This window comes from Streptomyces oryzae (genome assembly GCF_017676365.1).
GTDB classification, from domain to species: domain Bacteria; phylum Actinomycetota; class Actinomycetes; order Streptomycetales; family Streptomycetaceae; genus Streptomyces; species Streptomyces oryzae.
In genome coordinates, this window is the sequence record NZ_JADKMA010000110.1 from 1 (window position 1) to 23,871 (window position 23,871).

The 23,871-nt window shown below is 71.1% G+C and carries 26 protein-coding genes and 1 pseudogene; 19 read left to right on the plus strand and 8 right to left on the minus strand.

Annotation, left to right across the window (positions count from 1 at the left end; genetic code table 11):
• Positions 1–182 (minus strand): annotated as a pseudogene (locus ITI46_RS35540) (hypothetical protein); the annotation flags it as partial.
• 335 nt (positions 183–517) lie between these two features.
• On the opposite strand from ITI46_RS35540, the gene ITI46_RS20820 reads away from it, so the two are divergent.
• The 3 genes from ITI46_RS20820 (at position 518) to ITI46_RS20830 (ending at position 2,374) form a co-directional block, all read left to right on the plus strand.
• Positions 518–853, plus strand: a complete 336-nt coding sequence (locus ITI46_RS20820; protein ID WP_209241199.1) for a YbaB/EbfC family nucleoid-associated protein — start codon at positions 518–520, stop codon at positions 851–853.
• 148 nt (positions 854–1,001) lie between these two features.
• The gene (gene recR, locus ITI46_RS20825; protein ID WP_209241200.1) at positions 1,002–1,601 is read left to right on the plus strand and encodes a recombination mediator RecR; all 600 of its coding nucleotides are present in this window, start codon (positions 1,002–1,004) and stop codon (positions 1,599–1,601) included.
• A 110-nt stretch (positions 1,602–1,711) separates the two neighbouring features.
• Positions 1,712–2,374, plus strand: coding sequence for a DUF5063 domain-containing protein (locus ITI46_RS20830; protein WP_209241201.1), 663 nt, complete (start codon positions 1,712–1,714; stop codon positions 2,372–2,374).
• Between the two features lie 62 nt (positions 2,375–2,436).
• Here the strand turns inward: ITI46_RS20830 and ITI46_RS20835 are convergent, their stop codons facing one another.
• Positions 2,437–3,207: a vWA domain-containing protein gene (locus tag ITI46_RS20835; RefSeq protein ID WP_209241202.1), complete on the minus strand. Its 771-nt coding sequence runs from the start codon at positions 3,205–3,207 to the stop codon at positions 2,437–2,439.
• Between the two features lie 235 nt (positions 3,208–3,442).
• Here ITI46_RS20835 and ITI46_RS20840 point away from each other — a divergent pair, with 235 nt between their 5' ends.
• From ITI46_RS20840 to ITI46_RS20855, 4 genes are all read left to right on the plus strand, one after another.
• Positions 3,443–4,723 (plus strand): aspartate kinase, encoded by a 1,281-nt coding sequence (locus ITI46_RS20840; protein ID WP_209241203.1) that lies wholly within the window; start codon positions 3,443–3,445, stop codon positions 4,721–4,723.
• 305 nt (positions 4,724–5,028) lie between these two features.
• On the plus strand, positions 5,029–5,682 hold the full coding sequence (locus ITI46_RS20845) for a SigE family RNA polymerase sigma factor (protein WP_372452015.1): 654 nt from the start codon (positions 5,029–5,031) through the stop codon (positions 5,680–5,682).
• Positions 5,679–6,866, plus strand: a complete 1,188-nt coding sequence (locus tag ITI46_RS20850) for a hypothetical protein (protein WP_247746317.1) — start codon at positions 5,679–5,681, stop codon at positions 6,864–6,866. Before ITI46_RS20845 ends, ITI46_RS20850 begins: the two co-directional genes overlap by 4 nt.
• Before the next feature lie 68 nt (positions 6,867–6,934).
• Complete coding sequence (locus tag ITI46_RS20855) at positions 6,935–7,804, plus strand: SURF1 family protein (protein WP_209241205.1); 870 nt, start codon at positions 6,935–6,937, stop codon at positions 7,802–7,804.
• Here the strand turns inward: ITI46_RS20855 and ITI46_RS20860 are convergent.
• A complete protein-coding gene (locus ITI46_RS20860; RefSeq protein WP_209241206.1) occupies positions 7,707–9,560 on the minus strand; it encodes a S9 family peptidase in 1,854 nt (617 codons plus the stop codon). The genes ITI46_RS20855 and ITI46_RS20860 overlap by 98 nt on opposite strands.
• 104 nt (positions 9,561–9,664) lie before the next feature.
• On the opposite strand from ITI46_RS20860, the gene cbiE reads away from it, so the two are divergent.
• On the plus strand, positions 9,665–10,939 hold the full coding sequence (cbiE, locus tag ITI46_RS20865; protein WP_209241221.1) for a precorrin-6y C5,15-methyltransferase (decarboxylating) subunit CbiE: 1,275 nt from the start codon (positions 9,665–9,667) through the stop codon (positions 10,937–10,939).
• Positions 10,936–11,742, plus strand: coding sequence for a precorrin-4 C(11)-methyltransferase (cobM, locus tag ITI46_RS20870; RefSeq protein WP_209241207.1), 807 nt, complete (start codon positions 10,936–10,938; stop codon positions 11,740–11,742). The genes cbiE and cobM overlap by 4 nt, the downstream gene beginning before the upstream one ends.
• Here the strand turns inward: cobM and ITI46_RS20875 are convergent.
• Positions 11,739–12,863 (minus strand): cobalt-precorrin-5B (C(1))-methyltransferase, encoded by a 1,125-nt coding sequence (locus tag ITI46_RS20875; protein ID WP_209241208.1) that lies wholly within the window; start codon positions 12,861–12,863, stop codon positions 11,739–11,741. The genes cobM and ITI46_RS20875 overlap by 4 nt on opposite strands.
• A gap of 17 nt (positions 12,864–12,880) precedes the next feature.
• On the opposite strand from ITI46_RS20875, the gene ITI46_RS20880 reads away from it, so the two are divergent.
• A complete protein-coding gene (locus tag ITI46_RS20880; RefSeq protein ID WP_209241209.1) occupies positions 12,881–13,621 on the plus strand; it encodes a cobalt-precorrin-6A reductase in 741 nt (246 codons plus the stop codon).
• A gap of 3 nt (positions 13,622–13,624) precedes the next feature.
• Here the strand turns inward: ITI46_RS20880 and ITI46_RS20885 are convergent, their stop codons facing one another.
• Entirely contained in the window at positions 13,625–14,314 is a 690-nt protein-coding gene (locus tag ITI46_RS20885; RefSeq protein WP_209241222.1) for an aspartate/glutamate racemase family protein, read from the minus strand.
• A gap of 198 nt (positions 14,315–14,512) precedes the next feature.
• On the opposite strand from ITI46_RS20885, the gene ITI46_RS20890 reads away from it, so the two are divergent.
• Positions 14,513–15,208 (plus strand): LPXTG cell wall anchor domain-containing protein, encoded by a 696-nt coding sequence (locus ITI46_RS20890; RefSeq protein WP_209241210.1) that lies wholly within the window; start codon positions 14,513–14,515, stop codon positions 15,206–15,208.
• Between the two features lie 107 nt (positions 15,209–15,315).
• Here ITI46_RS20890 and ITI46_RS20895 read toward each other — a convergent pair whose 3' ends face one another.
• Positions 15,316–16,533 (minus strand): cytochrome P450 family protein, encoded by a 1,218-nt coding sequence (locus tag ITI46_RS20895; RefSeq protein ID WP_209241211.1) that lies wholly within the window; start codon positions 16,531–16,533, stop codon positions 15,316–15,318.
• 174 nt (positions 16,534–16,707) lie between these two features.
• Between ITI46_RS20895 and ITI46_RS34920 the strand changes: the two genes are divergently transcribed.
• Positions 16,708–18,579 (plus strand): serine/threonine-protein kinase, encoded by a 1,872-nt coding sequence (locus tag ITI46_RS34920; protein ID WP_307808257.1) that lies wholly within the window; start codon positions 16,708–16,710, stop codon positions 18,577–18,579.
• A gap of 7 nt (positions 18,580–18,586) precedes the next feature.
• Here the strand turns inward: ITI46_RS34920 and ITI46_RS20905 are convergent, their stop codons facing one another.
• Positions 18,587–18,991 carry a hypothetical protein gene (locus ITI46_RS20905; protein ID WP_209241212.1) on the minus strand — a complete coding sequence of 135 codons (405 nt, stop codon included), beginning with the start codon at positions 18,989–18,991 and terminating at the stop codon, positions 18,587–18,589.
• A gap of 367 nt (positions 18,992–19,358) precedes the next feature.
• Here ITI46_RS20905 and ITI46_RS20910 point away from each other — a divergent pair, with 367 nt between their 5' ends.
• Genes ITI46_RS20910 through ITI46_RS20940 form a run of 7 tightly spaced genes read left to right on the plus strand, consistent with a single transcriptional unit; the run spans position 19,359 to position 21,595 of the window.
• Positions 19,359–20,243 (plus strand): helix-turn-helix domain-containing protein, encoded by an 885-nt coding sequence (locus tag ITI46_RS20910; protein WP_209241213.1) that lies wholly within the window; start codon positions 19,359–19,361, stop codon positions 20,241–20,243.
• A 5-nt stretch (positions 20,244–20,248) separates the two neighbouring features.
• Positions 20,249–20,464, plus strand: a complete 216-nt coding sequence (locus tag ITI46_RS20915; RefSeq protein ID WP_209241214.1) for a DUF397 domain-containing protein — start codon at positions 20,249–20,251, stop codon at positions 20,462–20,464.
• Entirely contained in the window at positions 20,457–20,651 is a 195-nt protein-coding gene (locus tag ITI46_RS20920) for a DUF397 domain-containing protein (protein WP_209241215.1), read from the plus strand. Before ITI46_RS20915 ends, ITI46_RS20920 begins: the two co-directional genes overlap by 8 nt.
• Complete coding sequence (locus ITI46_RS20925) at positions 20,644–20,838, plus strand: DUF397 domain-containing protein (protein ID WP_209241223.1); 195 nt, start codon at positions 20,644–20,646, stop codon at positions 20,836–20,838. The genes ITI46_RS20920 and ITI46_RS20925 overlap by 8 nt, the downstream gene beginning before the upstream one ends.
• The gene (locus ITI46_RS20930; protein ID WP_209241216.1) at positions 20,831–21,025 is read left to right on the plus strand and encodes a DUF397 domain-containing protein; all 195 of its coding nucleotides are present in this window, start codon (positions 20,831–20,833) and stop codon (positions 21,023–21,025) included. The genes ITI46_RS20925 and ITI46_RS20930 overlap by 8 nt, the downstream gene beginning before the upstream one ends.
• 27 nt (positions 21,026–21,052) lie before the next feature.
• Positions 21,053–21,331, plus strand: a complete 279-nt coding sequence (locus ITI46_RS20935; RefSeq protein WP_209241217.1) for a ribosomal protein L7/L12 — start codon at positions 21,053–21,055, stop codon at positions 21,329–21,331.
• A gap of 9 nt (positions 21,332–21,340) precedes the next feature.
• Positions 21,341–21,595 carry a hypothetical protein gene (locus tag ITI46_RS20940; RefSeq protein WP_209241218.1) on the plus strand — a complete coding sequence of 85 codons (255 nt, stop codon included), beginning with the start codon at positions 21,341–21,343 and terminating at the stop codon, positions 21,593–21,595.
• Between the two features lie 254 nt (positions 21,596–21,849).
• Here the strand turns inward: ITI46_RS20940 and ITI46_RS20945 are convergent.
• Positions 21,850–23,871 (minus strand): tetratricopeptide repeat protein (locus ITI46_RS20945; protein WP_209241219.1); only part of this gene is annotated, 2,022 nt, incomplete at its 5' end.

The following is a 23,871-nucleotide window of genomic DNA, read 5'->3' on the forward strand; positions in this document are numbered from 1 at the left end:
GCGGCTGCGCCCGCGGGTGGGGGCGGGGCCGCGTCGGTGCCGTCGCAGGCCCAGCCTTCGGCCCCGACTCCGGCGCCGACTCCGGCCTCGGCCCCGGCTCCGGTCTCGGCTCCGGCTCCGGTCTCGGAGGTGCCCCGTGCGGCGGCACCCTCGTCGTCGGGTTTCGGCCCCGAGGACGACATGCCGGCCGAGGATGATCCGGACCTCGACGACTCCGCTCTCTCCGGGCATGACCTCATCGTTCGGGAGCTCGGTGCGACGGTGCTGGAGGAGTTTCAGCACGAGTGAGGGGGTGCCCGGCGTGTGGGGGCGCGCCGCGGGCCGCGGGCCGCGTGCTGGGTGTCCGCGCGGGTCTGGTGCCGTCTTTCATGTGCCGAGAAGGGGGTGCCCCTGGCGCTGTTGTGCGGGCTGCGGCTCCGTTGGCGTTGCGCGCGCCGTTCCCCGCGCCCCTTCGGGGCGGGGGAGAAGCACGTAGGCTCGGGGCGGTGAAGAGGCGTCTAGTGAGCCAGGAGCAAGTGTGATTCCCGGTGGTGGGCAGCCTGACATGCAGCAGTTGCTGCAGCAGGCGCAGAAGATGCAGCAGGATCTGGCCGCGGCGCAGCAGGAGCTGGCCGAGGCATCTGTCGAGGGCACAGCGGGCGGTGGCCTGGTGAAGGCGACCGTGAACGGATCCGGTGAGCTCCAGGGGCTGGTCATCGATCCGAAGGCCGTCGACCCGGAGGACACCGAAACCCTCGCGGACATGGTGCTCGCGGCCGTACGCGACGCGAACAGCGCGGCTGCCGAGCTCCAGCAGCAGAAGCTCGGCCCGCTCGCCCAGGGCATGGGCGGAATGCCCGGCCTTCCGTTCTGACCGCCCGACCCCGTACGGCAGCGGACACAAGTCACCGGCGGCAGGCCGACTGCCGCCGGTGAGCCTTGGGCTGGTCGGCGGCTAGTGGTGGGCCGGTACGGGCCACTAACGTACGCAGAGAAGAACTGAGAGCAGGCGGGAGCCATCCGTGTACGAAGGCGTGGTCCAGGACCTCATCGACGAGTTGGGCAGGCTGCCCGGCGTCGGTCCCAAGAGCGCGCAGCGGATCGCCTTCCACATCCTGCAGGCCGAGCCCGCCGACGTACGCCGGCTCGCCAGTGCGCTGACCGAGGTCAAGGAGAAGGTCAGGTTCTGCGCGGTGTGCGGCAATGTCGCGCAGGAGGAGCAGTGCCGGGTCTGTCTCGATCCGCGCCGTGATCCGTCGGTCATCTGTGTGGTCGAGGAGCCCAAGGACGTCGTCGCGATCGAGCGGACCCGGGAGTTCCGGGGCCGGTACCACGTGCTGGGCGGGGCGATCAGCCCCATCGAGGGCGTCGGCCCCGACGACCTGCGGATAAGGGAGCTGCTCTCCCGTCTCGCCGACGGGACGGTCACCGAGCTGATCCTCGCCACGGACCCCAACCTGGAGGGCGAGGCGACGGCCACGTACCTCGCGCGGATGGTCTCCGCGATGGGGCTGAAGGTGACCCGGCTGGCCAGCGGGCTTCCCGTGGGGGGAGACCTGGAGTACGCGGACGAGGTCACTCTGGGGCGGGCCTTCGAGGGAAGGCGGCTCCTTGATGTGTGAGCCCGTGACCGTGACGGACGAGCACGTGCGAGCCTGTCCGAGCCAAGGGCCGCAGAGCCGAGGGCCGCAGAGCCAAGGGCCGCAAGAGCCCACAGGGGAGAGGTTGCCCGATGTCTGATGCGACGCTGAACTCCATCAAGAACAACCCCGACGACTTCGCCGTCCAGATCAGCGACCAGATCGAGAGCTTCATCGTCTCGGTCACCGAGGTCGCCAAGGGCGACGACCCGGACAGCGCCGTTCCCTACCTCCTGCTGGAGGTCTCCCAGCTCCTCCTCGCGGGCGGCCGGCTGGGTGCGCACGAGGACATCGTCCCGGACGAGCGGTACGAGCCGGACGTCGGCCCCGAGCCCGACGTGGACGAGCTGCGCGAGCGGCTCGCCGCGCTGCTGGACCCGGTGGACGTCTACTCGGAGGTCTTCGACCCGTACGTACCGCGCTCGGCGCCCGTCGCGTGCCGGATCTCCGACGACATCTCGGACGTGCTGACCGATCTGCGGCACGGTATGGCCCACTACCGCGCGGGCCGGGTGAGCGAGGCCCTGTGGTGGTGGCAGTTCTCCTACCTCTCCAACTGGGGGCCGACGGCCTCGGCGGCGCTGCGTGCCCTCCAGTCGCTGGTGGCGCATGTCCGGCTGGACAAGCCCCTCGAAGAGCTGGACGGCCTGGACACCGACAGCGACGCGGTGGACGAGGACGGCTCCCTGGAGGCCGAGGCGGGCGCCGTGATGGCCGCCGAGATCGCCGAGCCGCTGGGGCTCAAGAACGCCTGAGCCCGAGCCGAGCGGCCCGGCCGGCTCGGCTCGGCAGCCCGGCCCGGCCCGGCCCGGCCGGGTCAGCGCGGCAGGATGCCCGCCGCGCGGGCGGACTGCAGCCAGGAGGGGAACTCGCTCATCAGGTTGCGGTAGAGGGCGTCGTCGGAGAGGCCGGGCTTGCGGCCCGCCGGGAAGAAGCCGGCGTTGTCGACGATGCGCTTGGCCGGGACGGGGAGTTCGTCCAGCTTGCGGAGGAAGTCGAACTGCTTGCTGTCCGGGTCGCCGAAGCCGACGAACTGCCAGAACAGCGGCAGCCGCGCGGCTGTGCACAGCACATGTTCGGCAGCCGTCCTGGAGGTCGGGCCGCCGTCGGTCTGGAAGATCACCAGGCCCGGGTCCGTGGCGCCGGAGGCGGTGTAGTGGTCGATGACCGCCTGCATGGCGACGTGGTAGTTGGTCGTGCCCATGCGCCCGAGGCTCTTGTGGAGCGTGTCGATGCGGTTCTCGTACGCGTCCAGGCGGACCTCGGCCATGCCGTCCACTTCGGTGGAGAAGAAGACGACGGGGACGGTGCCGTCGTCGTCGAGATTGGCGGAGAGTCCGAGCGTTTGTTCCGCCAGGCGCTGGACGGCGCCGTTCTTGTAGTAGCGGCGCATGCTGCCCGAGCGGTCCAGGACCAGGTAGACCGCTGCACGCTGGCCGCCCAGCCCGGCGCTCTCCAGGGACTGGCGGGCGGTTTTGTAGAGGTTCACCAGGCCCGGTGCCTGCGCGGTGAGTTTCTGCAGATCGACGGCGGGGCCCTGCCCCGGTGAGCTGTGCCGCGGCGTGCGTTTCACGTAGTCGATGGCCATCCCGGCACACTACGGAATCCCGTGGGGTGACGCGTTTCACAGCTCGGGCCGCATCGTGAACAGAGTCACGTTTCCGTGTCATTTCGGCCCTGGTGGGCAGGGGCCTTCGCGGACGGGACCGGGGCACCGGGTGCCGTCCGGTCGTTAGACTGAGCCGACCAGTGGATCCCTTCCTTCCGGGCAGCGTCGCACGGAGCGCCGGGGTCCCGGGAATTGATTCGAGGAGCGAGCACACGTGGGCCTTGTCGTGCAGAAGTACGGCGGCTCCTCCGTTGCCGATGCCGAAGGCATCAAGCGCGTTGCCAAGCGGGTCGTCGAAGCCAAGAAGAACGGCAACCAGGTTGTCGTCGTGGTCTCGGCGATGGGTGACACGACGGACGAGCTGATCGATCTTGCCTCAGAGGTGTCTCCGGTCGCCTCAGGCCGCGAGTTCGACATGCTGCTGACCGCAGGAGAGCGGATCTCCATGGCCCTGCTGGCGATGGCGATCAAATCCCTCGGCCACGAGGCGCAGTCGTTCACCGGGAGCCAGGCGGGTCTGATCACCGACTCCGCGCACAACAAGGCGCGGATCATCGACGTCACCCCCGGCCGGATCCAGAGCTCGGTGGACGAGGGCAACATCGCGATCGTCGCGGGCTTCCAGGGCGTCTCCCAGGACAGCAAGGACATCACCACCCTGGGCCGGGGCGGTTCAGACACCACGGCCGTCGCGCTGGCCGCGGCGCTGAACGCCGAGGTCTGCGAGATCTACACCGATGTCGACGGTGTCTTCACCGCCGACCCGCGGGTGGTGAAGAAGGCGCGGAAGATCGACCGGATCTCCTTCGAGGACATGCTGGAGCTGGCCTCCTCGGGCTCCAAGGTGCTGCTGCACCGCTGTGTCGAGTACGCGCGCCGCTACAACATCCCGATCCATGTGCGGTCGTCCTTCTCCGGCCTGAAGGGTACGTGGGTCACGAACGAGCAGCCGGACGGGCAAGGGGAAGAGTCGATGGAGCAGGCGATCATCTCGGGTGTGGCGCACGACACGTCCGAGGCCAAGGTCACGGTCGTCGGGGTGCCGGACAAGCCGGGCGAGGCCGCGGCGCTCTTCCGTGCCGTCGCGGAGGCTGAGATCAACCTCGACATGGTGGTCCAGAACGTCTCCGCCGCCTCCACGGGGCTGACCGACATCTCCTTCACGCTGCCCAAGACCGAGGGCAAGAAGGCCATCGCGGCGCTGGAGAAGGTGCAGGGCACCGTCGGCTTCGACTCGCTGCGCTACGACGACCAGATCGCGAAGATCTCCCTCGTCGGTGCGGGGATGAAGACCAACCCGGGTGTCACGGCGAGCTTCTTCGAGGCACTGTCCAATGCCGGGGTCAACATCGAGCTGATCTCCACTTCGGAGATCCGTATCTCTGTCGTCACTCGTGAGGAGGCCGTGGGCGACGCGGTGCGTGCGGTTCACTCGGCGTTCGGGCTGGACAGTGAGACGGACGAGGCTGTGGTCTACGGCGGTACGGGACGCTGACCGCTGGGCTCTCTCAGAGGGCGGGGCCTTCGGCCCCCTGGTCACAGTGGTGTTCGCTGACGGACAATGGCGCTCCCCGCCCCTGCAACCGGCAGGCAGGCGGGGAGCGTCTTTGTTGCCTCCGGAGCCTGACGCGCAGGGGGAGCGCGGCTGAAGGGCCTGGGAGACACGGGGCTCCCCCAGCCTTCGGCCGGGAGGGGCCCCCAACAGAGACTGAGAGATGTGTGTATGACGGCATGTGGTGTGTTTTCCGGCACAGTGCCTGTCGCGTACAACCCTGACGGGGGGAAACGTGTCAAACAGGCGTGGCAGAGGTACTCGGAATCGCAACGGCCCCTGGCCGCCCCGGCCCCGGTGCTGGGGGGCTACCAGTGGCCGGAGGCATGTCTGTGATCGCACCGTGGCCCGCCGCGCGCCCCTCGCGCTCGCTCACACAGCATGGGGACGCTGACGAGGCGATGGCACATGGCACCACAGTCGACCACCTGACCGAGACCTACCGCGCCCACTACAAGTCCCTGCTCGGGCTCGCGGCGCTGCTGCTCGACGACACCGCCTCGTGCGAGGACGTCGTCCAGGAGGCGTTCATCCGCGTCCACTCGGCGCGCAAGCGCGTCCGCGACCCCGAGAAGACCCTCGCCTACCTCAGGCAGACGGTCGTGAACCTCTCCCGCTCCGCGCTGCGCCGCCGCATCCTCGGGCTGAAGCTGCTCTCCAAGCCGATGCCCGACATGGCGAGCGCCGAGGAGGGGGCCTACGAACAGCTCGAACGGGATCAGTTGATACAGGCGATGCGCGGCTTGCAGCGGCGCCAGCGCGAGGTGCTGGTGCTCCGGTACTTCGCCGACATGACCGAGGCGCAAGTGGCCGAGGTGCTCGGGCTCTCCCTCGGCTCCGTGAAGGCGTACGGCTCGCGCGGGATCGCCGCGCTGCGCACCGCCATGGAGACGGCGTCATGAGTGAGACACCGGGTCTCCCCGGCGGCGAGGAGCCGCGCGAGCGGCCAGTGCCGCACGACGACACGCATGACAGGGACGACCGGAACGACCGGAACGACAGCGATGAGCGGGGCGACCCCGCCGAGGAGATCTCGCTGGACCTCTTCGACGAGTCGGAGCTCAGCTCCGAGGAGGAGACGCTCAGAGAGCTCCTGAAGGGCAGCGTCCGCAGCATCGAGCCGCCCGCCGACAGCCTCGACCGCACGCTGGAGCATCTGCACCGCGCCGTGCCGGCGCGCCGTGCGCACCGCCGCCAGGCCATGGTCGGCGGGGTGGCGGCGGCACTGGTCGCCGTGGTCGGGGTGCCCGCGCTCTTCTACGGCGGCGTCGTCCCCGGCGTCGGCGGCGACGACCATCCGGTGACCGCCGCCAGCACCCACGGCCAGACCCGCGGCCCCGACGCCGGTTCCGGCGGAAACGGCGGCAAGGGCGAGGACAAGCACGACGGCGGCAAGGGCGAGGACCAGGGCAAGGGTGACAAGGGCGGAGCGGACGCCCACCCGTCACCCTCCGGCGGCCCGGGGGACAGCGGAGCCGGCTCCGACGAGACCCTCAACGCCAGCGCCCCCACCTGCGGCAGCGAGCAGCTGGGCGGCGGCTCGGCGCAGGCGGGTACGCCCGACAGTTCGGGCACGGTCTACGGCAGCTTCCGCGTCGCCAACGTCTCCCGCAACGCCTGCACGGTGGAGGGCGAGGGCGTCGTCGGCGCCTCCGTACAGGGCAGTGGGGGCGGGCAGGTCGTGGTCGTGGACCATACGTCCGGGGATCCGGCGCCCGGCCTCGGTGATCCGGCCGCCGCGCGGGATGAGGTCGTGCTGCGGCCAGGGCAGGCGTATGTGGTGAAGTTCGCCTTCGTGCCCAGCGGTGGGTGCAGTTCGCCCTCGCCGCAGGGTGGGCGTTACGAGGGGGACACCACTGGTCCCAGCGCCGGGTCGGGAGACGGCTCCGCGGATGGTGGGGGTGACGGCGGCAGTACGGGGACACCGGGTGAGGCCGATGGTGGCGGTGGTGACCCTGGTGGGGGTGACACGGCGGTTGTGGTCTCGCACACGCCGGAGGGCGGTGAGCCGGTGCCGGGCACCAGGGTGCCCGGCGGGTGTGGGAGCGGGACCATTTACCGGACCGGTGTGATTCCTCAGGGCTGATTCGCTGCGCCCCTTCGGGGCGCGGCCCCTCTCGAAGGGATTGCGTCGCCTGGTCGTACTGTGGGGGCGTGTACCGGTTTTTGGTGACGCCGCGGTGGTGGGCGATCAATGTGTTCGCCCTGCTGGCGATTCCGGTCTGTGTGCTGATGGGCAGTTGGCAGCTGAGCCGTTTCGACGACCGTGTCGACCGTCACCAGGAGCAGCAGAAGCAGCAGGAGCAGACGGCCGCGCAGGAGCAGGCCGAGGCGCGGGGGCTGCGGGAGTTGCTGCCGGTCAGTGAGGACACCGCGGGTCGTACGGCGAAGGTGACGGGCCGGTTCGACAGGGAGCACCCGCTGCTGGTGCCGGACCGCACGGTCGAGGGCAAGCACGGCTTCTATGTGCTGTCCCTGCTGCGTACCGGGGACACCGAGGGCGGCAAGGCGCTGCCCGTCGTACGCGGCTGGCTGCCGGGCAAGGCGGATCCGGGGCGGGTGCCGGCGGCGCCGAAGGGCGAGGTCACCGTCACGGGAGTGCTCCAGGCGTCGGAGTCGCAGAGCGACGCGGGGGACGGTGCGCAGGGTGCGCTGCCGGATGGGCAGCTCGGGTTCGTCAGTGCGGCGGCGCTCGTCAACGTCGTCCCGTACGGCGTGGAGGACGCCTGGATCACCGAGCAGCGGACGCAGCAGCCGCTGAGGCCGGTGCCGCCGGTCGCGCCCGACAACACCGGCCTCGACATGAAGGCGTTCCAGAACCTGGGCTATACGGCGCAGTGGTTCGTGTTCGCAGGGTTCGTGGTCTTCATGTGGTTCCGCTTCTTCCGCCGGGAGGCGGAGCTGGCCAAGGACGCAGCGCTGGGACTCATCCCGGAAGACCGGCCGGCCGGTCCGGCAGCGGATGCCGACCCTCCCGGTCCGTCTTCGGAAGATGCCGCAACGCGAAGTCGATCTCCAGCCTGACCTGCTTGATCCGCTCCTCCACGACGAGTGAGCCGTGCCCCGCGTCGTAGCGGTACACCTCGTGCGGATGGTCGCGCTCCGCCAGCTTGGCGACGTAGTTCTCGACCTGCCGTATCGGGCAGCGGGGGTCGTTGACGCCCGCGGAGATGTAGACGGGGGCGCGCACCTTGTCGACGTACGTCAGCGGGGAGGACGCCTCGAAGCGCTCCGGCACCTCTTCCGGGGTGCCGCCGAGCAGCGTGCGGTCCATGGACTTCAGCGCCTCCATCTCGTCGTGGTAGGCGGTGACGTAGTCCGCGACCGGCACCGCTGCCAGCCCCAGCGCCCACACCTCCGGCTGGGTGCCGACGCCGAGCAGGGTGAGGTAGCCGCCCCAGGAGCCGCCCGCCAGCACCAGCCGGTCCGGGTCGGCGAGCCCGGAGCCGACGGCCCAGGCGCGTACGGCGTCGATGTCCTCCAGCTCGATCAGGCCGACGCGGTGCTTGAGGGCATCGGTCCAGGCGCGGCCGTATCCGGTGGAGCCGCGGTAGTTGACCCGTACGACGGCGAAGCCGTGGTCGACCCAGGCGGCGGGCTGGCCCGCGAAGGAGTCGCTGTCGTGGTGGGTGGGGCCGCCGTGCACCTCGAAGACGGTGGGGAAGGGGCCCGCACCGGCCGGCTTCTGCACCAGCGCGTGCACCGTACCGCCGGGGCCCTCGACCCAGGCGTCCTCGACCGGCACCGAGCGCGGCGCCTTCATCCCCGGAGGGTCGAGCACGGCCGCGCCCGCGGTGGAGCGGACCTGCGGCGGTTCGGCGGCGGAGGACCACAGATACTCCACCGTGCCGTCCGGCCGCGCCGTCGCGCCCATCACCGACCCGGCGGGCGCGTCGATACGGGTGCGCTCGCCGGTCGTCAGGTCGTAGCGGAACAGCTCGTCGCGGGCCTGGTGGCTGTGTGCGATCAGCAGTGCTGAGGCGTCCGGATACCACTCGGCGGCGACATCGCCGGGCAGGTCCAGCTCCAGCTCCGTCACCGTGCCGGCGACCGGGTTCCAGACCATCGGCTCCCACCGGCCGCGCCGCTGGTGGCCGATCAGCAGCCGGGGGTCGCCGTCCACGGGCGCGAAGCCGAGCACGGTCAGGCCCAGCTCCTTGGTGCCGCCCTCGCTGTCGTCCAGCTCGGCGACGGTCGAGCCGTCGGGGCGTACGACGCGCAGCGCCGAGTGCATGGCGTCGCCGTGTTCGGTGTGCTCGACGGCCAGCAGGCTGCTGTCGTGCGAGAGATCGCCCACACCGGCCGACTCGCTGTGCCGGTAGATCTCGACGGGAGCGGGGGATCCGGGGCGCAGTACGTGGATGGTGGAGCCGTCCTCGTCGGTGGAGCGGCCGACGACGACGGTGCCGTCCCGGCCGATCGCCAGGCCCGCCGGGTAGGCGGGGTCCAGGCCCTCGACGGCGACGGTGTCGGGGCCGCCCGCGAAGGGCTGGCGCATCCAGACGCCGAACTCGTCGCCGTCGGTGTCCGAGAACCACCAGATCCACTCGCCGTCCGGCGTCAGGGCGCCGTCCGTGGTGCCGTTGGGCCGGTCGGTGACCTGGCGCTGTTCGCCGGTCGTACGGTCCCAGGCGTACAGCTCGAACGTGCCCGTCGCGTTCGAGACGAACAGCGACCGGGCAGGTGCGTCCTCGGCCCACTCGGGCAGTGAGACGCGCGGCGCCCGAAACCGCTTCTCCCAGTCGGGCATGGCGTGGTCGGGCAGTGCGTTTCGATCCATGCGCCCATTGTGGACCGGGACCGGTGGTCGGGGGGCGGGGTCTCGAACAGTACAGTTCGAGCCGTCCGTGTCCGCTTCCGTCTGCCCTCCGAGGTGCGTCCGTGGTGTCCCCGTCGTCGGCCGTCCCGTACGCGTCACCGGTTGAACCGGTGACGGTCGTGGGGGTGGGGGCTGATGGCTGGGCCGGGCTGACCGGCCCCGCGCGGGAAGCGCTGCGCGCGGCCGAGGTGATCTTCGGAGGGCGCCGTCAGCTCGAGCTGCTGCCGCCCTCGGACTGTGCGGGGGAGCGGGTGGTGTGGCCCTCGCCGCTGCGGCCCGCCGTCCCCCGACTGCTCGCGGAGCACGCCGGGCGCCGGATCGCGGTGCTGGCGAGCGGGGACCCGTACTTCTACGGGATCGGCCGCACCCTCGCCGAAGTCGCGCCGCACCTGCCGCTCCGCGTACTGCCCCACCCCTCGTCCGTCACCCTCGCGTGCGCGCGGCTGGGGTGGGCGCTGGAGGAGTGCGAGGTCGTCAGCGTCGTCGGCCGGCCGCTCGCCCGGATCGCCGCCGCACTGCACCCGGGGCGGCGGCTGCTGGTGCTCAGCGCGGGCGCCCACACCCCGGGCGAGGTCGCGGCGCTGCTGCGCGAGCGCGGGTTCGGGCCGAGCCGGATGCGGGTGCTGGAACAGCTCGGCGGCCCGCACGAGCGCGCCTGCGCGGGGACGGCGGACGACTGGCCGCACCCGCCCGGCGACCCCCTCAACCTCGTCGCCGTCGAGTGCGCGCCGTCACCGGACGGGCTGCGGCTCGGCGCCGTCCCCGGGCTGCCGGACGCGGCGTACGAGCACGACGGGCAGCTCACCAAGCGCTACGTACGGGCCGCGACACTGGCCGCGTTGGCGCCCGCGCCCGGCGAGCTGCTGTGGGACGTGGGCGGCGGCGCGGGTTCCATCGCCGTGGAGTGGCTGCGCACCCACCCCGCATGCGCGGCGCTCACGGTGGAGCGCAACCCCGAGCGCGCCGCGCGGATCTCCCGCAACGCGGACCGCCTGGGCGTGCCCTCGCTCCGCGTCGTCACCGGTACCGCGCCGGGCGCGCTGGCCGGACTGCCCACGCCGGACGCGGTGTTCGTCGGCGGCGGGCTGACCGCGCCGGGGCTGCTGGACGCCTGCTGGGCTGCGCTGCCGGAGGGCGGCCGGCTGGTCGCCAACACCGTCACCCTGGAGTCGGAGGCGCTGTTGGTGGAGTGGTACCGGCGCTGCGGCGGCGAGTTGGTGCGGCTCTCGGTGGCGCACGGGGTGCCGGTCGGCGGCTTCACAGGGTGGCGGCAGGCGATGCCGGTGACGCAATGGGCGGTGCGCAAGGGCGCCGGCCCGGAAGTGGGAGGGGACGCATGACGGTCTACTTCATCGGCGCCGGGCCCGGCGCCGCCGACCTGATCACGGTACGCGGCGCCCGTACGCTCGCCGCCTGCCAGGTGTGCCTGTACGCGGGCAGCCTGGTGCCCCGCGAACTCCTCGCCGAGTGCCCGCCCGGAGCGCGGCTGGTCGACACGGCGCAGCTCGACCTGGACGCCATCACGGAGGAATTGGTCCGCGCCCACCGCGAGGGGCTGGATGTGGCGCGGCTGCACTCCGGCGACCCGTCCGTCTTCAGCGCCGTCGCCGAGCAGATGCGGCGCCTGGACGCTGCCGGGGTGCCGTACGAGGTCGTCCCGGGCGTGCCCGCGTTCGCGGCCGCCGCCGCCGCGCTGAAGCGGGAGCTGACGGTGCCGACTGTCGGGCAGACCGTCGTGCTGACCCGCATCGCGCGGCAGGCCACGCCCATGCCCGAGGGCGAGGACCTGGCCACCCTGGGGCGCAGCGGCGCGCTGCTCGTGCTGCACCTGGCGGTGCGGTACGCCGACGAGCTCGTCGCCGAGCTCCTTCCTCACTACGGTGCGGACTGCCCCGCAGCGGTCGTCGCCTTCGCCAGCCGCCCGGAGGAAGTCGTTCTGCGGGGCACGTTGGCCGATATCGCGGAGCAGGTGAGAGCCGCTGGCCTCACCAAAACCGCCGTCATCCTGGTGGGCCGCGCGCTGGGCGCTTCACACTTCCGGGACAGCCACCTGTATTCGACGGAACGCGACCGGTGCCCTGCGAAGCTTGGGCAGTCTGCGCCAGGGGCGCAGGGTGGGCAAGCGCAGCCCCATGGGACCTAGCGGATGCTGCTGCGGCCAACAATTGTTCCGGCGCGGTCGATGCAGAGGACATCAACTGCGACGGGCGCCCCGCGCAGCACCGCGAGGGCTTCATCGCGGGCGGCGGCGGCCACCAGGTCGCCGAGTGGCACACCCGCGGCGGCACACAACTGCAGGGCCGCAAGGCCCGTATTGGCCTCGGCGACGCGCGCGGCCAGCGCATGGTCGGCCCCTCCCGCACGCGCCAACTCGGCCAGAAACCCCTTGTCCACCTGCGACCGCTTCGAGTGCAGATCCATATGCCCGGCCGCGAGTTTGGACAACTTCGCGAAGCCCCCGCAGACGGTGAGCCGTTCGACGGGATGCCGGCGTACGTACTTCAGGACAGCCCCCGCGAAGTCCCCCATGTCCAGCAGCGCGTCCTCGGGCAACCCGTACTCGGCGACGACCGTACGCTCCGAGGTCGAGCCCGTGCACCCGGCCACATGGGTGCGCCCCGCCGCGCGGGCCACATCCACTCCGCGCCGGATGGAGTCGATCCAGGCGGAGCACGAGTAGGGCACGACGATGCCGGTCGTCCCGAGGATGGACAGCCCGCCGACGATGCCGAGCCGCGGATTCCAGGTGGAGCGGGCGATCTCCTCGCCGTTGTCGACGGAGAGCGTGATCTCCACATCGCCGCTCCCACCGTGCCGGCCCGCCACGCCCCCGACGTGCTCGCGCATCATCTGGCGCGGTACGGGATTGACGGCCGGCTCGCCCACGTCGAGGGGGAGCCCGGGGCGGGTGACGGTGCCCACGCCGGGCCCGGCGCGGAAGACGACGCCCGCGCCCGGCGCGAGGGGGCGCACGGTGGCGCGTACGAGGGCGCCGTGGGTGACGTCGGGGTCGTCGCCGGCGTCCTTGACGACGGCGGCGGTGGCGGACCCGGACTGCAACTCCTCGTAGGCGAGGGCGAAGGCGGGGTTCTGCCCCTTGGGCAGGGTGATCGTCACCGGGTCGGGGAAGTCGCCGGTCAGCAGCGCGGTGTACGCGGCGGTCGTCGCCGCCGTCGCGCAGGCGCCGGTCGTCCAGCCGGGCCGCAGACCGGTGTGCTTGAGTTGAGCGTCGCGCCCGCCCCTGGCCGGGGCCTCCTCACCCATGAAAGGAACCGCAGTCCGTGCACGTACTGATCCTCGGCGGTACGACGGAGGGCCGGCGCCTGGCGGAACTGCTGCACGCGGACCCGGCGGTACGCGTCACCAGCTCGCTGGCCGGACGGGTCGCTGCCCCGCGGATGCCCGTCGGCGACGGACGCGTCGGCGGCTTCGGGGGCGTGCGAGGGCTGACGGAATGGCTGCGTACCCACCGTGTGGACGTACTCATCGACGCCACCCATCCCTTCGCCGAGACGATCAGTTTCCACGCCGCCGAGGCCGCGGCCAGTGCCCATGTTCCCCTGCTCGCTCTGCGCCGTCCCGGCTGGGTACCGGCCGAGGGCGACAACTGGCACATGACGGACTCTTTGGACGGTGCGGCCCGGCTGCTGCCCCGGCTGGGGCGGCGCGTCTTCCTGACGACCGGGCGGTTGGGGCTGAGCTCTTTCGCCGGTGCCGAGGACCTGTGGTTTCTGGTCCGTACCGTCGACCCGCCGGAGGCGGGCACGCCCGTCCCGGCGCACATGGAACTGCTGCTGGACCGGGGCCCGTTCTCCCTGGACGGGGAGCGCGCGCTGCTGCACCGCCACCGCATCGACGTCCTCGTCACCAAGGACAGCGGCGGCACGGCCACCGCACCCAAGCTCGCCGCGGCCCGGGAGGCGGCCCTGCCCGTCGTGGTCGTCCGCCGCCCCCCGGTGCCGGAGGGGGTCAGGGTGGTGACGAGCCCCGAGGAGGCGGCGGGAGCGATGGGCGAACTGTGACTGTCAGCTGGTCGCCGCCGCGAACGCGGCCTCGGCGTGCAGCCGGGCTGTGGGGAAGACGGGCACGGGGCTGTCCTCCGCGCCGATCAGCAACTCGATCTCCGTACAGCCCAGCACGATCCCTTCCGCGCCGTCCGCGACGAGCTTCCCGATGATCCGCCGGTACGCGGCGCGCGAGTCGTCCCGCACGGTCCCCAGGCACAGTTCGTCGTAGATCACCCGGTGCACCAGCTCCCGGTCGGCCGCGTCGGGGACCAGCACCGACAGACCGCCGGCCGCCAGCCGGTCCCGGTAGAAGTCCTGCTCCATCGTGAACGCGGTGCCCAGCAGCCCCACCCGCCGCAGCCCGGCCGCCCGCACCGCCTGCGCGGTCGCGTCGGCCAGATGCAGCAGCGGCACCGATCCGGCCTCCTCGATGTACCCGGCGACCTTGTGCATGGTGTTGGTGCACAGCACCAGCAGTTCGGCGCCCGCCGCCTCCAGCGCCCGGGCCGCGTCGGCGAGGATGCCACCCGCTTCCTCCCAGCGGCCCTCCGCCTGCAGCACCTCGATCTCGGCGAAGTCGACCGAGTACAGCACCAGCCGCGCCGAGTGCAGCCCGCCCAGCCGTTCCCTGGTGATCTCGTTGAGCATCCGGTAGTACTCGGCCGAGGACTCCCAACTCATCCCGCCGATCAGTCCGATGGTCCGCACCGCCGCATACCGCCCTTCGTCTCCGTCACGCCAGTCGTAGCGGCAGCTCACCACATAAGGAGTGCTTTGACGTTCTGCGGGGGAATGCGCACAGATCCGCCTTCAGATCCGCTTGACGCCAGGGGAGATTCGGGACACGCTGAGCCGCCACCCCCCAACGGCCACAAATCGAACACAAAAATGAAGATTGGGTAAGCCATGCGCATCTTCTCCTCGGCTTGCACGGTGGTGGCAGGGGTGGCGGTTTCGCTGCTCGTCGGGCCGGTCGCGCACGCGACGCCGCCCGGTGACAACGGAACCGTGAAGATCCACGACGCCGGGACGGGTGAGGCACTCCGTAAGAACGAGCCCCATGTGTGCACGTTCTACCTGGACGCGTTCGGCTTCGACGCCGGTCAGCAAGTGAACTGGCGGATCGTCGAGATGCCGCCCACCGGCTCCCGGGGGACCGTGGCCAAGAGCGACTCCCTGGACCTCGACGCTGAAGGCCACGGCCGCAGCGCGGACCTGAAACTGCCGGACGGCCACTACAAGCTGATCTGGAACTTCGACGGCGAGCACGGCCGGGCCAAGCACAAGGTGTTCTGGACCGACTGCGCGGATGATGACGGTGAGTCCGGCGGCAGGCCGAGCACTACGCCGAGCGCCTCGGCAAGCCCTTCGCACAGCGGGAAGCCGAGCGCTGCCCCCAGCGATAAGCCGGGCGAGCCCGGCAAGCCCTCCGAGCATGCGTCGGACACCGCCTCCCCGGCCTCCGCGCCGTCCCCGAACGGTGGTGACGGCGATCTCGCCGAGACGGGAACCTCGGTGACCGCCGTCTCCGTGGCCGCAGCACTGATGCTGGGCGCCGGCGGCGCGCTGCTGGTCCGCCGACGGGCCCGCGGCCGGAGCTGATCGCCGATTCGGTTCCGGTGAGGGGGTGCCCCTTGCTGTGCGTTGCGGACTGCGGCTCCGCCGTGGCTTGTCGCGCAGTTCCCCGCGCCCCTTCGGGGCGCAGCCCCCTACCGGACCGGCACCGTGCGCGGCCCCCGCACCAGGAGACCCGGCCGGTAAGGGAGGGAGTCGGCGGGGCCGGCGAGGGCCACGTCAGGGGGGAGCGCGGCGAACAGCCGGGGGAGCGCGATGGCCGCCTCCAGCCGGGCAAGCCGCGCTCCCGGACACATATGCGGCCCGTGGCCGAAGGCCAAGTGCGGGGCGGGGCCCCGGCCCTCCCCCGCATAGCGGGCCGGACGGAACCCGTCCGGCTCCGCGAAGCACTGCGGATCACGGTTCGCTGCGGCCAGCACCACCAGCACGGAAGCCCTCTCCGGCAGCACCACCCCGCCGCCCAGATCCACCGGCTGCGTGGTGCGCCGCCACGTCGCCCCCTCCAACGGGCTGGCGTGGCGCAGCGTCTCCTCGGTCACGGCCGCCCAGTCGAGCGGGCCGCCCGCGCACGCGGCGGCCCGCTCCGCAGGGTGGGTGAGCAGCAACAGCGCGGCGGACGCGAGCAGGTTCATCGTCGTCTCGTATCCGGCGAAGAGCAGCAGGAACGCCATGGCCACCAACTCGTCCCCGTCCAGCCCGGGAACGAGGGCACTGAACAGATCGTCGCCGGGCCGGCGACGCTTGGCGGCGATCAGCTCCGTGAAGTACGCGTGCAGCTGCCCCCACGCCTCCTCGACCGCGCCGGGCGGCAGCGCGTCGGCGGGCGAGCCCACGCGGTACGTCCACTCGCGCAGCTGCGTACGGTCGGCCTCCGGTACGCCCAGCACGTCGGCGATCACCAGCACCGGCAGCGGGAACGCGAACGCGTCCACCAGGTCGGCGGTCCCGCCGTCCGCCAGCTGCCGGGTGACCTGGGCCACCAGCCCGTCCGCCAGCTCCTCGATACGCGGGCGCAGCGCGTCGACGCGGCGCGGCGAGAACGCGCCGGTGACCAGGCGGCGCAGCCGCAGATGGCCGGGTGCGTCCTGGTTGAGCATGTGCCGGGCCAGACACGCCCGCGCCCGGCGGGCCGGCGAGTCGGCGCGCGGCCGGCCCGCCCCCACGAGGGGGACGTTGGAGAACCGCGGATCGGCCAGCACGGCCCGCGCGGTCTCGTACCCGGTGACCAGCCACGCGTGCGTCCCGTTGGCAAGCGCCACCCGCGTCGCGGCTCCTTTTGTACGGAGCCCGGCATAGTACGGGTAGGGGTCGCGGGCGAAGGCCGGATCGGCCGGGTCCAGTGTTGCGGGCATACGCTCCATCTTTGCCGGACGGGCGACATCTGCGGACGGCTGCCCTGGACCATCTGTACCCTGCGCGGTTTGTAGGGTTCCGACAATGCCGGTGGGTGGCGCTCGCCCAACTCCCTTCACTCTCAGGGGAGTTCGGATATCATCACTCCGCTCAACAGCCGGAGGGGGTGGCGGGTGCGACCGCTGGAGACGTCGGACCCGCGCAGGGTCGGGCCGTACAGGATGCTCGCCGAACTCGGCAGCGGCGGCATGGGGCGGGTGCTGCTCGGCGATACGCCCGGCGGCCGGCTGGTCGCGCTCAAACACGTACGCGCGCAGTTCGTGGAGGACGACGGTTTCCGCGCCCGGTTCACCCGCGAGGTGGCGGCCTCCCGCAAGGTGTCCGGCGACTACACGGCGGCCGTGGTCGACGACGGAGCGGACGAGCCGGTGCCATGGCTGGCCTCGGAGTTCGTGCCGGGACCTTCGCTGCACGCGGCGGTGGAGGCCGTCGGCGGGCTGCCCGAGGAGGCGGTGCTGTGGCTGGCCGCCGACCTCGCCTCGGCGCTGCTCGACATCCATCGGGCCGGACTGGTGCACCGCGATCTGAAGCCCTCCAACGTGCTGCTCGCGGAGCGGCACGCCAAGGTCATCGACTTCGGCATCGCGCGGGCCACCGACAGCGACGACGGCACCTGGGTCACACACACCGGCTGGGTGGTCGGCGCGCCCGGCTTCATGTCGCCGGAACAGGTCGAGCCCAACGGCCGCACCCTGACGTCCGCCAGCGATGTGTTCTCGCTGGGCGCCACACTGGTCATGGCGTGCACGGGGGAGGGCCCGTTCAGCGGGACCTCCGCCCCGCAGATGATGTACAACGTCGTGCACACCGAACCCGACCTCGGCCGGATCCCCGACCGGTTGCGCGGATTCATCCAGCCGTGCCTCGCCAAGGAGCCGGCCGACCGGCCGAACCCGGCCCAGCTCCGCGAGCGGGCCCACAATCTGCTCTCACAGGCCGCGCGGTCCGAGCAGGTCTGGCCGGGCGAGGTCCATCAGCTGATCGCGGCCCAGCGCGACGATGTGCTCCGGTTCCGCATGGCGGCGGACGAACGGCACGTCCCTCCCGACTCCGAGCAGCCGACCGTCGTCGTACCGCCCCGCACCGACGGTGGCGCGGCGTGGGCCCGGCGGGTGTTCGGCTGGGTACGGGACTTCAGCCGCGAGGCCGCCCGGACGGTACGGAGCGCATCGCCGGGAGGCGCGGGCGCCGGGGCGGGGCGGCGACGCGGGGCCGCCCGCGGAGGGGACGAGCCCACCACCGTGGACCCGAATCCGCCCGACCGCCCTTCCCTGCGGGCCCGCCTGACGGCTGCCCTCTCGGGGCCGAAGGCCCGCAGCGCGCTCAGCCGGTCGCGGGACACCGCCTTCGTCGTACTCGGCGTACTCGCGGGCCTGATCGCCGCCACCAAGGCCAACAGCGGCGATCTCTCCCCCATGTCCCAGCAGTTCTTCCACGCGGGCCTCGTGGAGATGGACACCCCCGACATCCCCGCCGGGCTGCTCCACCCCAGCTATCTGGGCGCGGTGGCCGGCGCCTGGCTCGGCGGGCTGGCCGGCGTCGTCGCGCAGATCGTCGCCGGGCTGCGGTCCGCGCGCACCGGCTTTCTCGTCCTCGTGGCGCTGAGTGTGACCGGCTTCCTCCTCGGCTGGCTCGGGGACGACGGCGGACTGGACATCGCTGTGATCTCCCTGGGCCAACTCGAAGAGGGCGGCGCCTGGGCCGGCGCGCTGGTGGGTCTCGCGCCGCTGGCCGTCGCCAGGGCCATGTCCAAGAGGGGCAGCGTGGCCCACTCCAGCGAACATGGCTGCGGCATCGTGGCCGCCCTCGTGGTCACCACCGCGTTCACCGCGGGACTGGGCGCCGTCTGCGGTTACCACGGGTGGATGGGTCTCACCATCGGCGACTCCACCACGGTCGGACTGTTCACAGCCGTCGGCGCGGCCTTCGGCGGCAGCATCGCCTTCCGCATCGTCGCCGCTGCGCGCGCACGACGGTCCGGATAGCGGGAGTTCACCGGCCCGTCGGCCCTGGCCCGTCCTCTTGGCCGTGACCCTCTTGGCTGCGGGGCTTCGGGACGCAGGTGATCTCGGCCTCGCCGGAGTCGCCCGGCAGCCGGGCGCCCCTGCTGTCGGCGACGCGGAGTACGTTGCTGAGGGCTGCGGCGGTCTCCGTGGCGGCCCGCGTCTTCTCCTCGTCGGCGCCCTTTCTCCCCTCGTCGCCGTATACGAAAAGGAAGCGCTTCAACGCCCGGTCGCCGTCCGCCAACTGGGCCTCCTCCAGCTCGTCGGCGTAGCAGGAGACGGTGGAGTCCGGGTCGCCGCTGAGGTAGCAGGGTTTGCCGGACTCCGTCGTCCACGGCAGCAGTCGAAGCCCCGGGGCCGGCATCGGCGTCTGCTCCCGGTCGTAGATCCACATACGGATACCCTCCAGCCCTCGATGGCAGACACAACCGCACGCCTCATACGTCACCGGCACACCCGGGGGCGCCTGCCTCGGCGTGGCATGACGGCACTCCGCGTGCCTGCCGAGACCGCATGCCGCAGATCGGTAACTCGTCACGGAACCCTTTTCCTTTCCGTTCGCGCCCCTTCTGTGAGCGCTCTGTGAGAAAGCCCCTACAGAGTGGCACCGACCCGGCTACCGTTGGAACGGAATTGGGGAGTTTGCGCGGACAACTTTCCGTGCCAATTCCTGCTGCTCGGAGGCGGTATTCACGCTTCACTGCAATGTTCTGCAAATTCGCAGAACGTTTCACGCGCTGGCGGAGGAAGGAAGCGCGCGGATGATCATAGACATCGAGTCGGCAACGCCCGCCCTGTGCCGTTTGCAGCTCGGCAGCGAGCTGCGGCAACTGCGGCAGGCCGCGGGCCTGAACGGACGCCAGGTCGTCCGGAAGCTCCTGTGGAGCTCGTCCAAGCTCACCCGTCTGGAGACGGGCGACAACGCGTCGGTGGAACCCTCCGATGTGATAGCGCTCTGCGAGATTTATGGGGCCTCGAAGGAGAAGCGGGCCCTCTTGCAGGGGTATGCGGCGGTGACCAAGACCCGGCGGGACTGGTGGCAGTCGCCAACATATCGGCCGGTGATCCGGCCGGGATTCAAGGCGTTCCTGGGCCTTGAGGCCACAGCCAGCGCCCTGCAGAACTACGAGTCGGAGTTCGTCCCGGGGCTGTTGCAGACCGAGGCGTACGTCCGCGTGATCCATGAGCGCGCCCACCAGGGTATGAGCGCCGAGGAAGTGGACAGTCTGGTCGCCGTGCGGATGAACCGTCAGGAAGTGCTGCGACGCGAGTGCTCGCCGCTGAAGCTGACGGCCATCATCAACGAAGCGGTATTGCGCCGTACGGTCGGTGGCTCCAAGCTGATGCGCGACCAACTGAGCCACATCGTCGACGTGGCTATGGAGCTGCCTAACGTGCGGGTCCAGGTGGTGCCGTTCAGCTACGGTGCCCACTCAGGGATGAACGGGCCGTTCGCCGTTCTGCGGTTCCCCGGTGGCGCCGCGATCAGGTCGATCCTGTATCTCGAGAACCTAGCGGATGGCTGGGTGAGCCGCCGGGAAGGGGATATTGAACGGTACGAGGACGCATTGAACGACCTGCAAGCGCTAGCCCCCGGCCCGCGAGAGTCCCTGAGACTCATCAAGGAAGCAGCCAAGGAGCATTGATACCGATGAAGAGCATCATCGAGGTCCCGACGGACGCCCACTGGTTCAAGTCGAGCTACAGCAACGACCAGGGTGGCAACTGCGTTGAGGGTGCCCGTCTTGGTGGCGGCGTGATGGCTGTCCGCGACTCCAAGGAGCCGGAGGGCCCTGCGTTCGTCTTCGGGGCTGCTGCGTGGTCTGCCTTCGTGGAGTCGGTGAAGGGCGGGGCCCTCGATGGCTGACGCCGCTTGGTTCAAGTCGAGTTACAGCGACGACCAGGGCGGCGAGTGCGTTGAGGGTGCCCGTCTCGGCGGAGGAGTGATGGCCGTGCGTGACTCCAAACAACTGGAGGGGCCTGCGTTCGTGTTCGGGGCTGAGGCGTGGTCTGCCTTCCTGGTGTCGGTGAAGGGCGGGGTCCTTGATGGCTGACGCCGCCTGGTTCAAGTCGAGTTACAGCAACAACCAGGGCGGCAACTGCGTCGAGGGAGCTCGTCTTGGTGGCGGCGTGATGGCTGTCCGCGACTCCAAGCAACCGCAGGGCCCCGCGTTCGTCTTCGGGGCCGAGGCGTGGTCTGCCTTCCTGGCGTCGGTGAAGGGTGGGGCCCTCGATGGCTGACGCTGGCTGGTTCAAGTCGAGCTGCTGCAACGACTTCGACCGTGCATGTGTCGAAGGCAGCCGCCTCGGCAACGGCCTCATGGCGATCCGCGACTCCAAGCAACAGCCCGGCGGCCCCGTGTTCGTCGTCCAGGCGGCAGCCTGGTCCGCGTTTGTCGGGGGGCTGAAGCGCAGGGCTCTCGGATAGGAGAGGGCGGCTGATTGGATGGGGGCCATGGAAATACTCGCCTGGGTTCTCGTGGTCCCCATTGTGTACGGAGCCGTCCGCAGTATCGAGGTCCGGATCTCGCGTTCCGACCGGCAGTTGGCGCGGGTCGAACGCAAGCTGGACCTCGTGCTGGAGCACCTGGGGCTGCAGGAGCACGATCCGCGGCTGGGCGAGGTGATCGAACTGCTGCGCAGCGGCAAGAAGCTGCATGCGATCAAGCGGTACCGGGAGTTGACCGGTGAAGGGCTGAAGGAGGCCAAGGAGGCCGTCGAGCGCCTTGGTTAGGCTGGCCCCATGACCAACGGGGACCTGCGCCTCGGGCGCTGTGGCGCGTGCGGCGGCGGTGAGGTGTACCGGGGCGAGTACGTGGCGCAGGGCGGGCTCCGCCCGGCGGGCGCGGGCGCGTTCGGGGCGAAGCAGGCGGTGTTCGACGCCTTCGTCTGCGCGGTCTGCGGTCACACCCAGCTGCACGTGCGGCTCGACGCGAGGATGTCGTCGCACATCCGGGGCAAGCTCACCTGGATACCGCCGCAACAGGGCATGGGCTGAGCGGGCGCGGTGGCGTGCGGCAAACAGCTACGCCGCACGCCACTTGGCTCAGGACGGGGCAGTGCTTACTTCGCGGAGGACGCCTTGTCGTTGAATCCGTTGTTCCGGAAGGTCTTGTCCGTGTTCGTCGGGGCACTGAAGAGCGGAGCCCTCGCCCCGTGCGGAAGGCATGGCCCGGGTTGATCGGCTCGCCTCAATGGGTCTTGGTCACCCTCACGTTGAGGGGAGGCCGGACCGCGCGAGGTGGTGACACATCACCGGAGTGTGTCGAGGAGGGTGCGGGCCTGCTGGGTGAAGTCGGGGTGGCCCGAGTCGGCGGCACGGAGCAAGCAACGCTCGGCCAGCTCGAAGTCACCTGCGTCGCGGCGGATTTCGGCGAGACGGTAGCTCGCCTCGCCGACCAGTTCCGGGTCGCGTGTTCCGGTGGCGAGCGTGAGCTCGTAGTAGCGGGCGGCGGTGTCGTGCTCGCCTGTCCAGTAGGCGATCTCGGCCAGGTGCGCGGCTGCCCAGGGGCGATGGGCCGGGTCTCCGGTGTCGAGGACGGCCCGGAACCGACGTCGGGCCTCGGGCAGGTCGCGGGCTGCCTTGGCCGTTCCCCCTAGCGTGCCGTTGACGGCCGCGAGGGCGGCTGTGTCCGGCTCACCGGGTGCTTCGAGGGCATGCAGATACCACGTATGTGCCCCGACGTGGTCATTCTGTCGGGCGTGGGTTTCGCCGATCTTGAACAGGGCGCGGCAGGTGAGGCCGGTGTCGAGTTCGGTCACGCGGTGGAAGACGGTGCGCGCCTCGTCGATCTCGTCGTCGTGCAGCAGCCGTTTGCCGAGATCGAACAGCGCGATGGGAACGCCGGTCTCGGCGGCTGACCGGAGCGTGCGCAGCGCCGTCGGCCTGTCGGCATGCCACTGGATGTCGCCGAGCCGGCCTTCGAGTAGCGCCCGTGCTGTGGGCTTGTCTCCGGCCTCGCGTGCCGACGCGAGCAGACGGCCGCGGGCGAGCAGGCGCAATGCGAACGCGGGGTGATCGGCCAGCTGTTCGTAGACATGCCGCGCGCCAGGAGATGCTCCGGTGGCCCGAAGCCGGTCGGCGTTGCGCAACTCGGCGGGGCCGGTTTCGACAGGAAGTCTCAGAGTGACCTCGGCGTACCGCAGCGCTCCGACGTGATCACCGCTGGCCGCGCGAGCCAGGGCGTATCTCTGAGCCGCCTCCAGAGCGCGTTGCGCCGTGTCCGCCGCCATCACCCCGGCCGTCCGTGCCAGCGCCTGGGCCGCCACGTCGTCCTCGCCGGCCCCGTATGCCTGGGCCGCGATCGTCAATTGCTGCTCGTGGTCGACTTTGGGGGCGCGCGGCGGGGGAGGGACGTCGTCATCGGCGTACCGGTAACCGCCGTGTGGGAGGGCGTAGAAGCGGGCGCGATAGCCGCCGAGGTCGTCGGCGGAGTAGTGCGGATTCAGCCCTGTGGGAGCCTTGATGCCGAATGCCTTGGCCGTGTCCACCAGCAGGTCGCCCAGCGAGGAGGCGCCCGGCGCTCCCGGACCGTACGCCGCCGAGTGGTGGCTCACCAATTCCGCACCGTCGTACAAGTGGTCGCAGGCCGAGGGCAGCGTCGTCTCCTTGAGCCAGCCGAGCCGGGTCAGGGCGTCGTCGGTGAGCAAGCAGCGGTTCTCGTAAAGGGCAAGCTCCAGTTGGTCGCCGCAGGCCAGATGGAACGTTATGGGCCCACTGGTTCCGGGAATCGCTGCGTGCATCGGAATGGACAGCTCCACGCCGAGCGCCCGGGTCACGGTGGGAAGGGTGGCCAGGAACGTGCCGAGCGCGTCGGAGAACTCGTCCCAGTCCTCAGTTGTCGAGAAGCCTGGGAAACCCAGGCCGTCGTTGGTCGGGTCGTCCCGGGAGATGGCGAGGAACGCGGTGATCGGTCGGGCGGCCTCGCCGAGCTCTTCCAGCCAGTACTCGGCCGGGTCCTTTGGCTGGAGCACCAGTTCCGGGCCGTCCTCACCGGCGCTCAACTCCAGGCAGTTGGGCCGATCGGGCCGCTGCCAGCGGCGGAACGGGCCGCCCCAGGCGGGCGGCGTGGTGTCGAACGGCGCCCGGTCGCCCCAGCAGCCCAGCAGCGTGGCGGGGCCCAGGACGCCGGTCACCACCTCGGCCGCATGGCGGAACGCATCCGCCTTGGCGCCGGCGGGGACGTCTGCGCCCGCGGACAGGGTCAGGGGTATGTGCAAGGCGGCGTAGTGTTCGGTGCCGAACCAATGGCGTCCGTTCGGGGGCACCGGACG

Coding starts and splice junctions, on each gene's coding strand:
- ITI46_RS20925 (WP_209241223.1), top strand. CDS start 20,644: ATGGCTGACGCCGCCTGGTTCAAGTCGAGTTACAGCAACAACCAGGGC.
- cobM (WP_209241207.1), top strand. CDS start 10,936: ATGACGGTCTACTTCATCGGCGCCGGGCCCGGCGCCGCCGACCTGATC.
- ITI46_RS20875 (WP_209241208.1), bottom strand. CDS start 12,863: ATGGGTGAGGAGGCCCCGGCCAGGGGCGGGCGCGACGCTCAACTCAAG.
- ITI46_RS20920 (WP_209241215.1), top strand. CDS start 20,457: ATGGCTGACGCCGCTTGGTTCAAGTCGAGTTACAGCGACGACCAGGGC.
- ITI46_RS20915 (WP_209241214.1), top strand. CDS start 20,249: ATGAAGAGCATCATCGAGGTCCCGACGGACGCCCACTGGTTCAAGTCG.
- ITI46_RS20940 (WP_209241218.1), top strand. CDS start 21,341: ATGACCAACGGGGACCTGCGCCTCGGGCGCTGTGGCGCGTGCGGCGGC.
- ITI46_RS20910 (WP_209241213.1), top strand. CDS start 19,359: ATGATCATAGACATCGAGTCGGCAACGCCCGCCCTGTGCCGTTTGCAG.
- ITI46_RS20895 (WP_209241211.1), bottom strand. CDS start 16,533: ATGCCCGCAACACTGGACCCGGCCGATCCGGCCTTCGCCCGCGACCCC.
- ITI46_RS20850 (WP_247746317.1), top strand. CDS start 5,679: ATGAGTGAGACACCGGGTCTCCCCGGCGGCGAGGAGCCGCGCGAGCGG.
- ITI46_RS20830 (WP_209241201.1), top strand. CDS start 1,712: ATGTCTGATGCGACGCTGAACTCCATCAAGAACAACCCCGACGACTTC.
- ITI46_RS20930 (WP_209241216.1), top strand. CDS start 20,831: ATGGCTGACGCTGGCTGGTTCAAGTCGAGCTGCTGCAACGACTTCGAC.
- ITI46_RS20935 (WP_209241217.1), top strand. CDS start 21,053: ATGGAAATACTCGCCTGGGTTCTCGTGGTCCCCATTGTGTACGGAGCC.
- ITI46_RS20905 (WP_209241212.1), bottom strand. CDS start 18,991: ATGTGGATCTACGACCGGGAGCAGACGCCGATGCCGGCCCCGGGGCTT.
- ITI46_RS20860 (WP_209241206.1), bottom strand. CDS start 9,560: ATGGATCGAAACGCACTGCCCGACCACGCCATGCCCGACTGGGAGAAG.
- ITI46_RS20835 (WP_209241202.1), bottom strand. CDS start 3,207: ATGGCCATCGACTACGTGAAACGCACGCCGCGGCACAGCTCACCGGGG.
- ITI46_RS20890 (WP_209241210.1), top strand. CDS start 14,513: ATGCGCATCTTCTCCTCGGCTTGCACGGTGGTGGCAGGGGTGGCGGTT.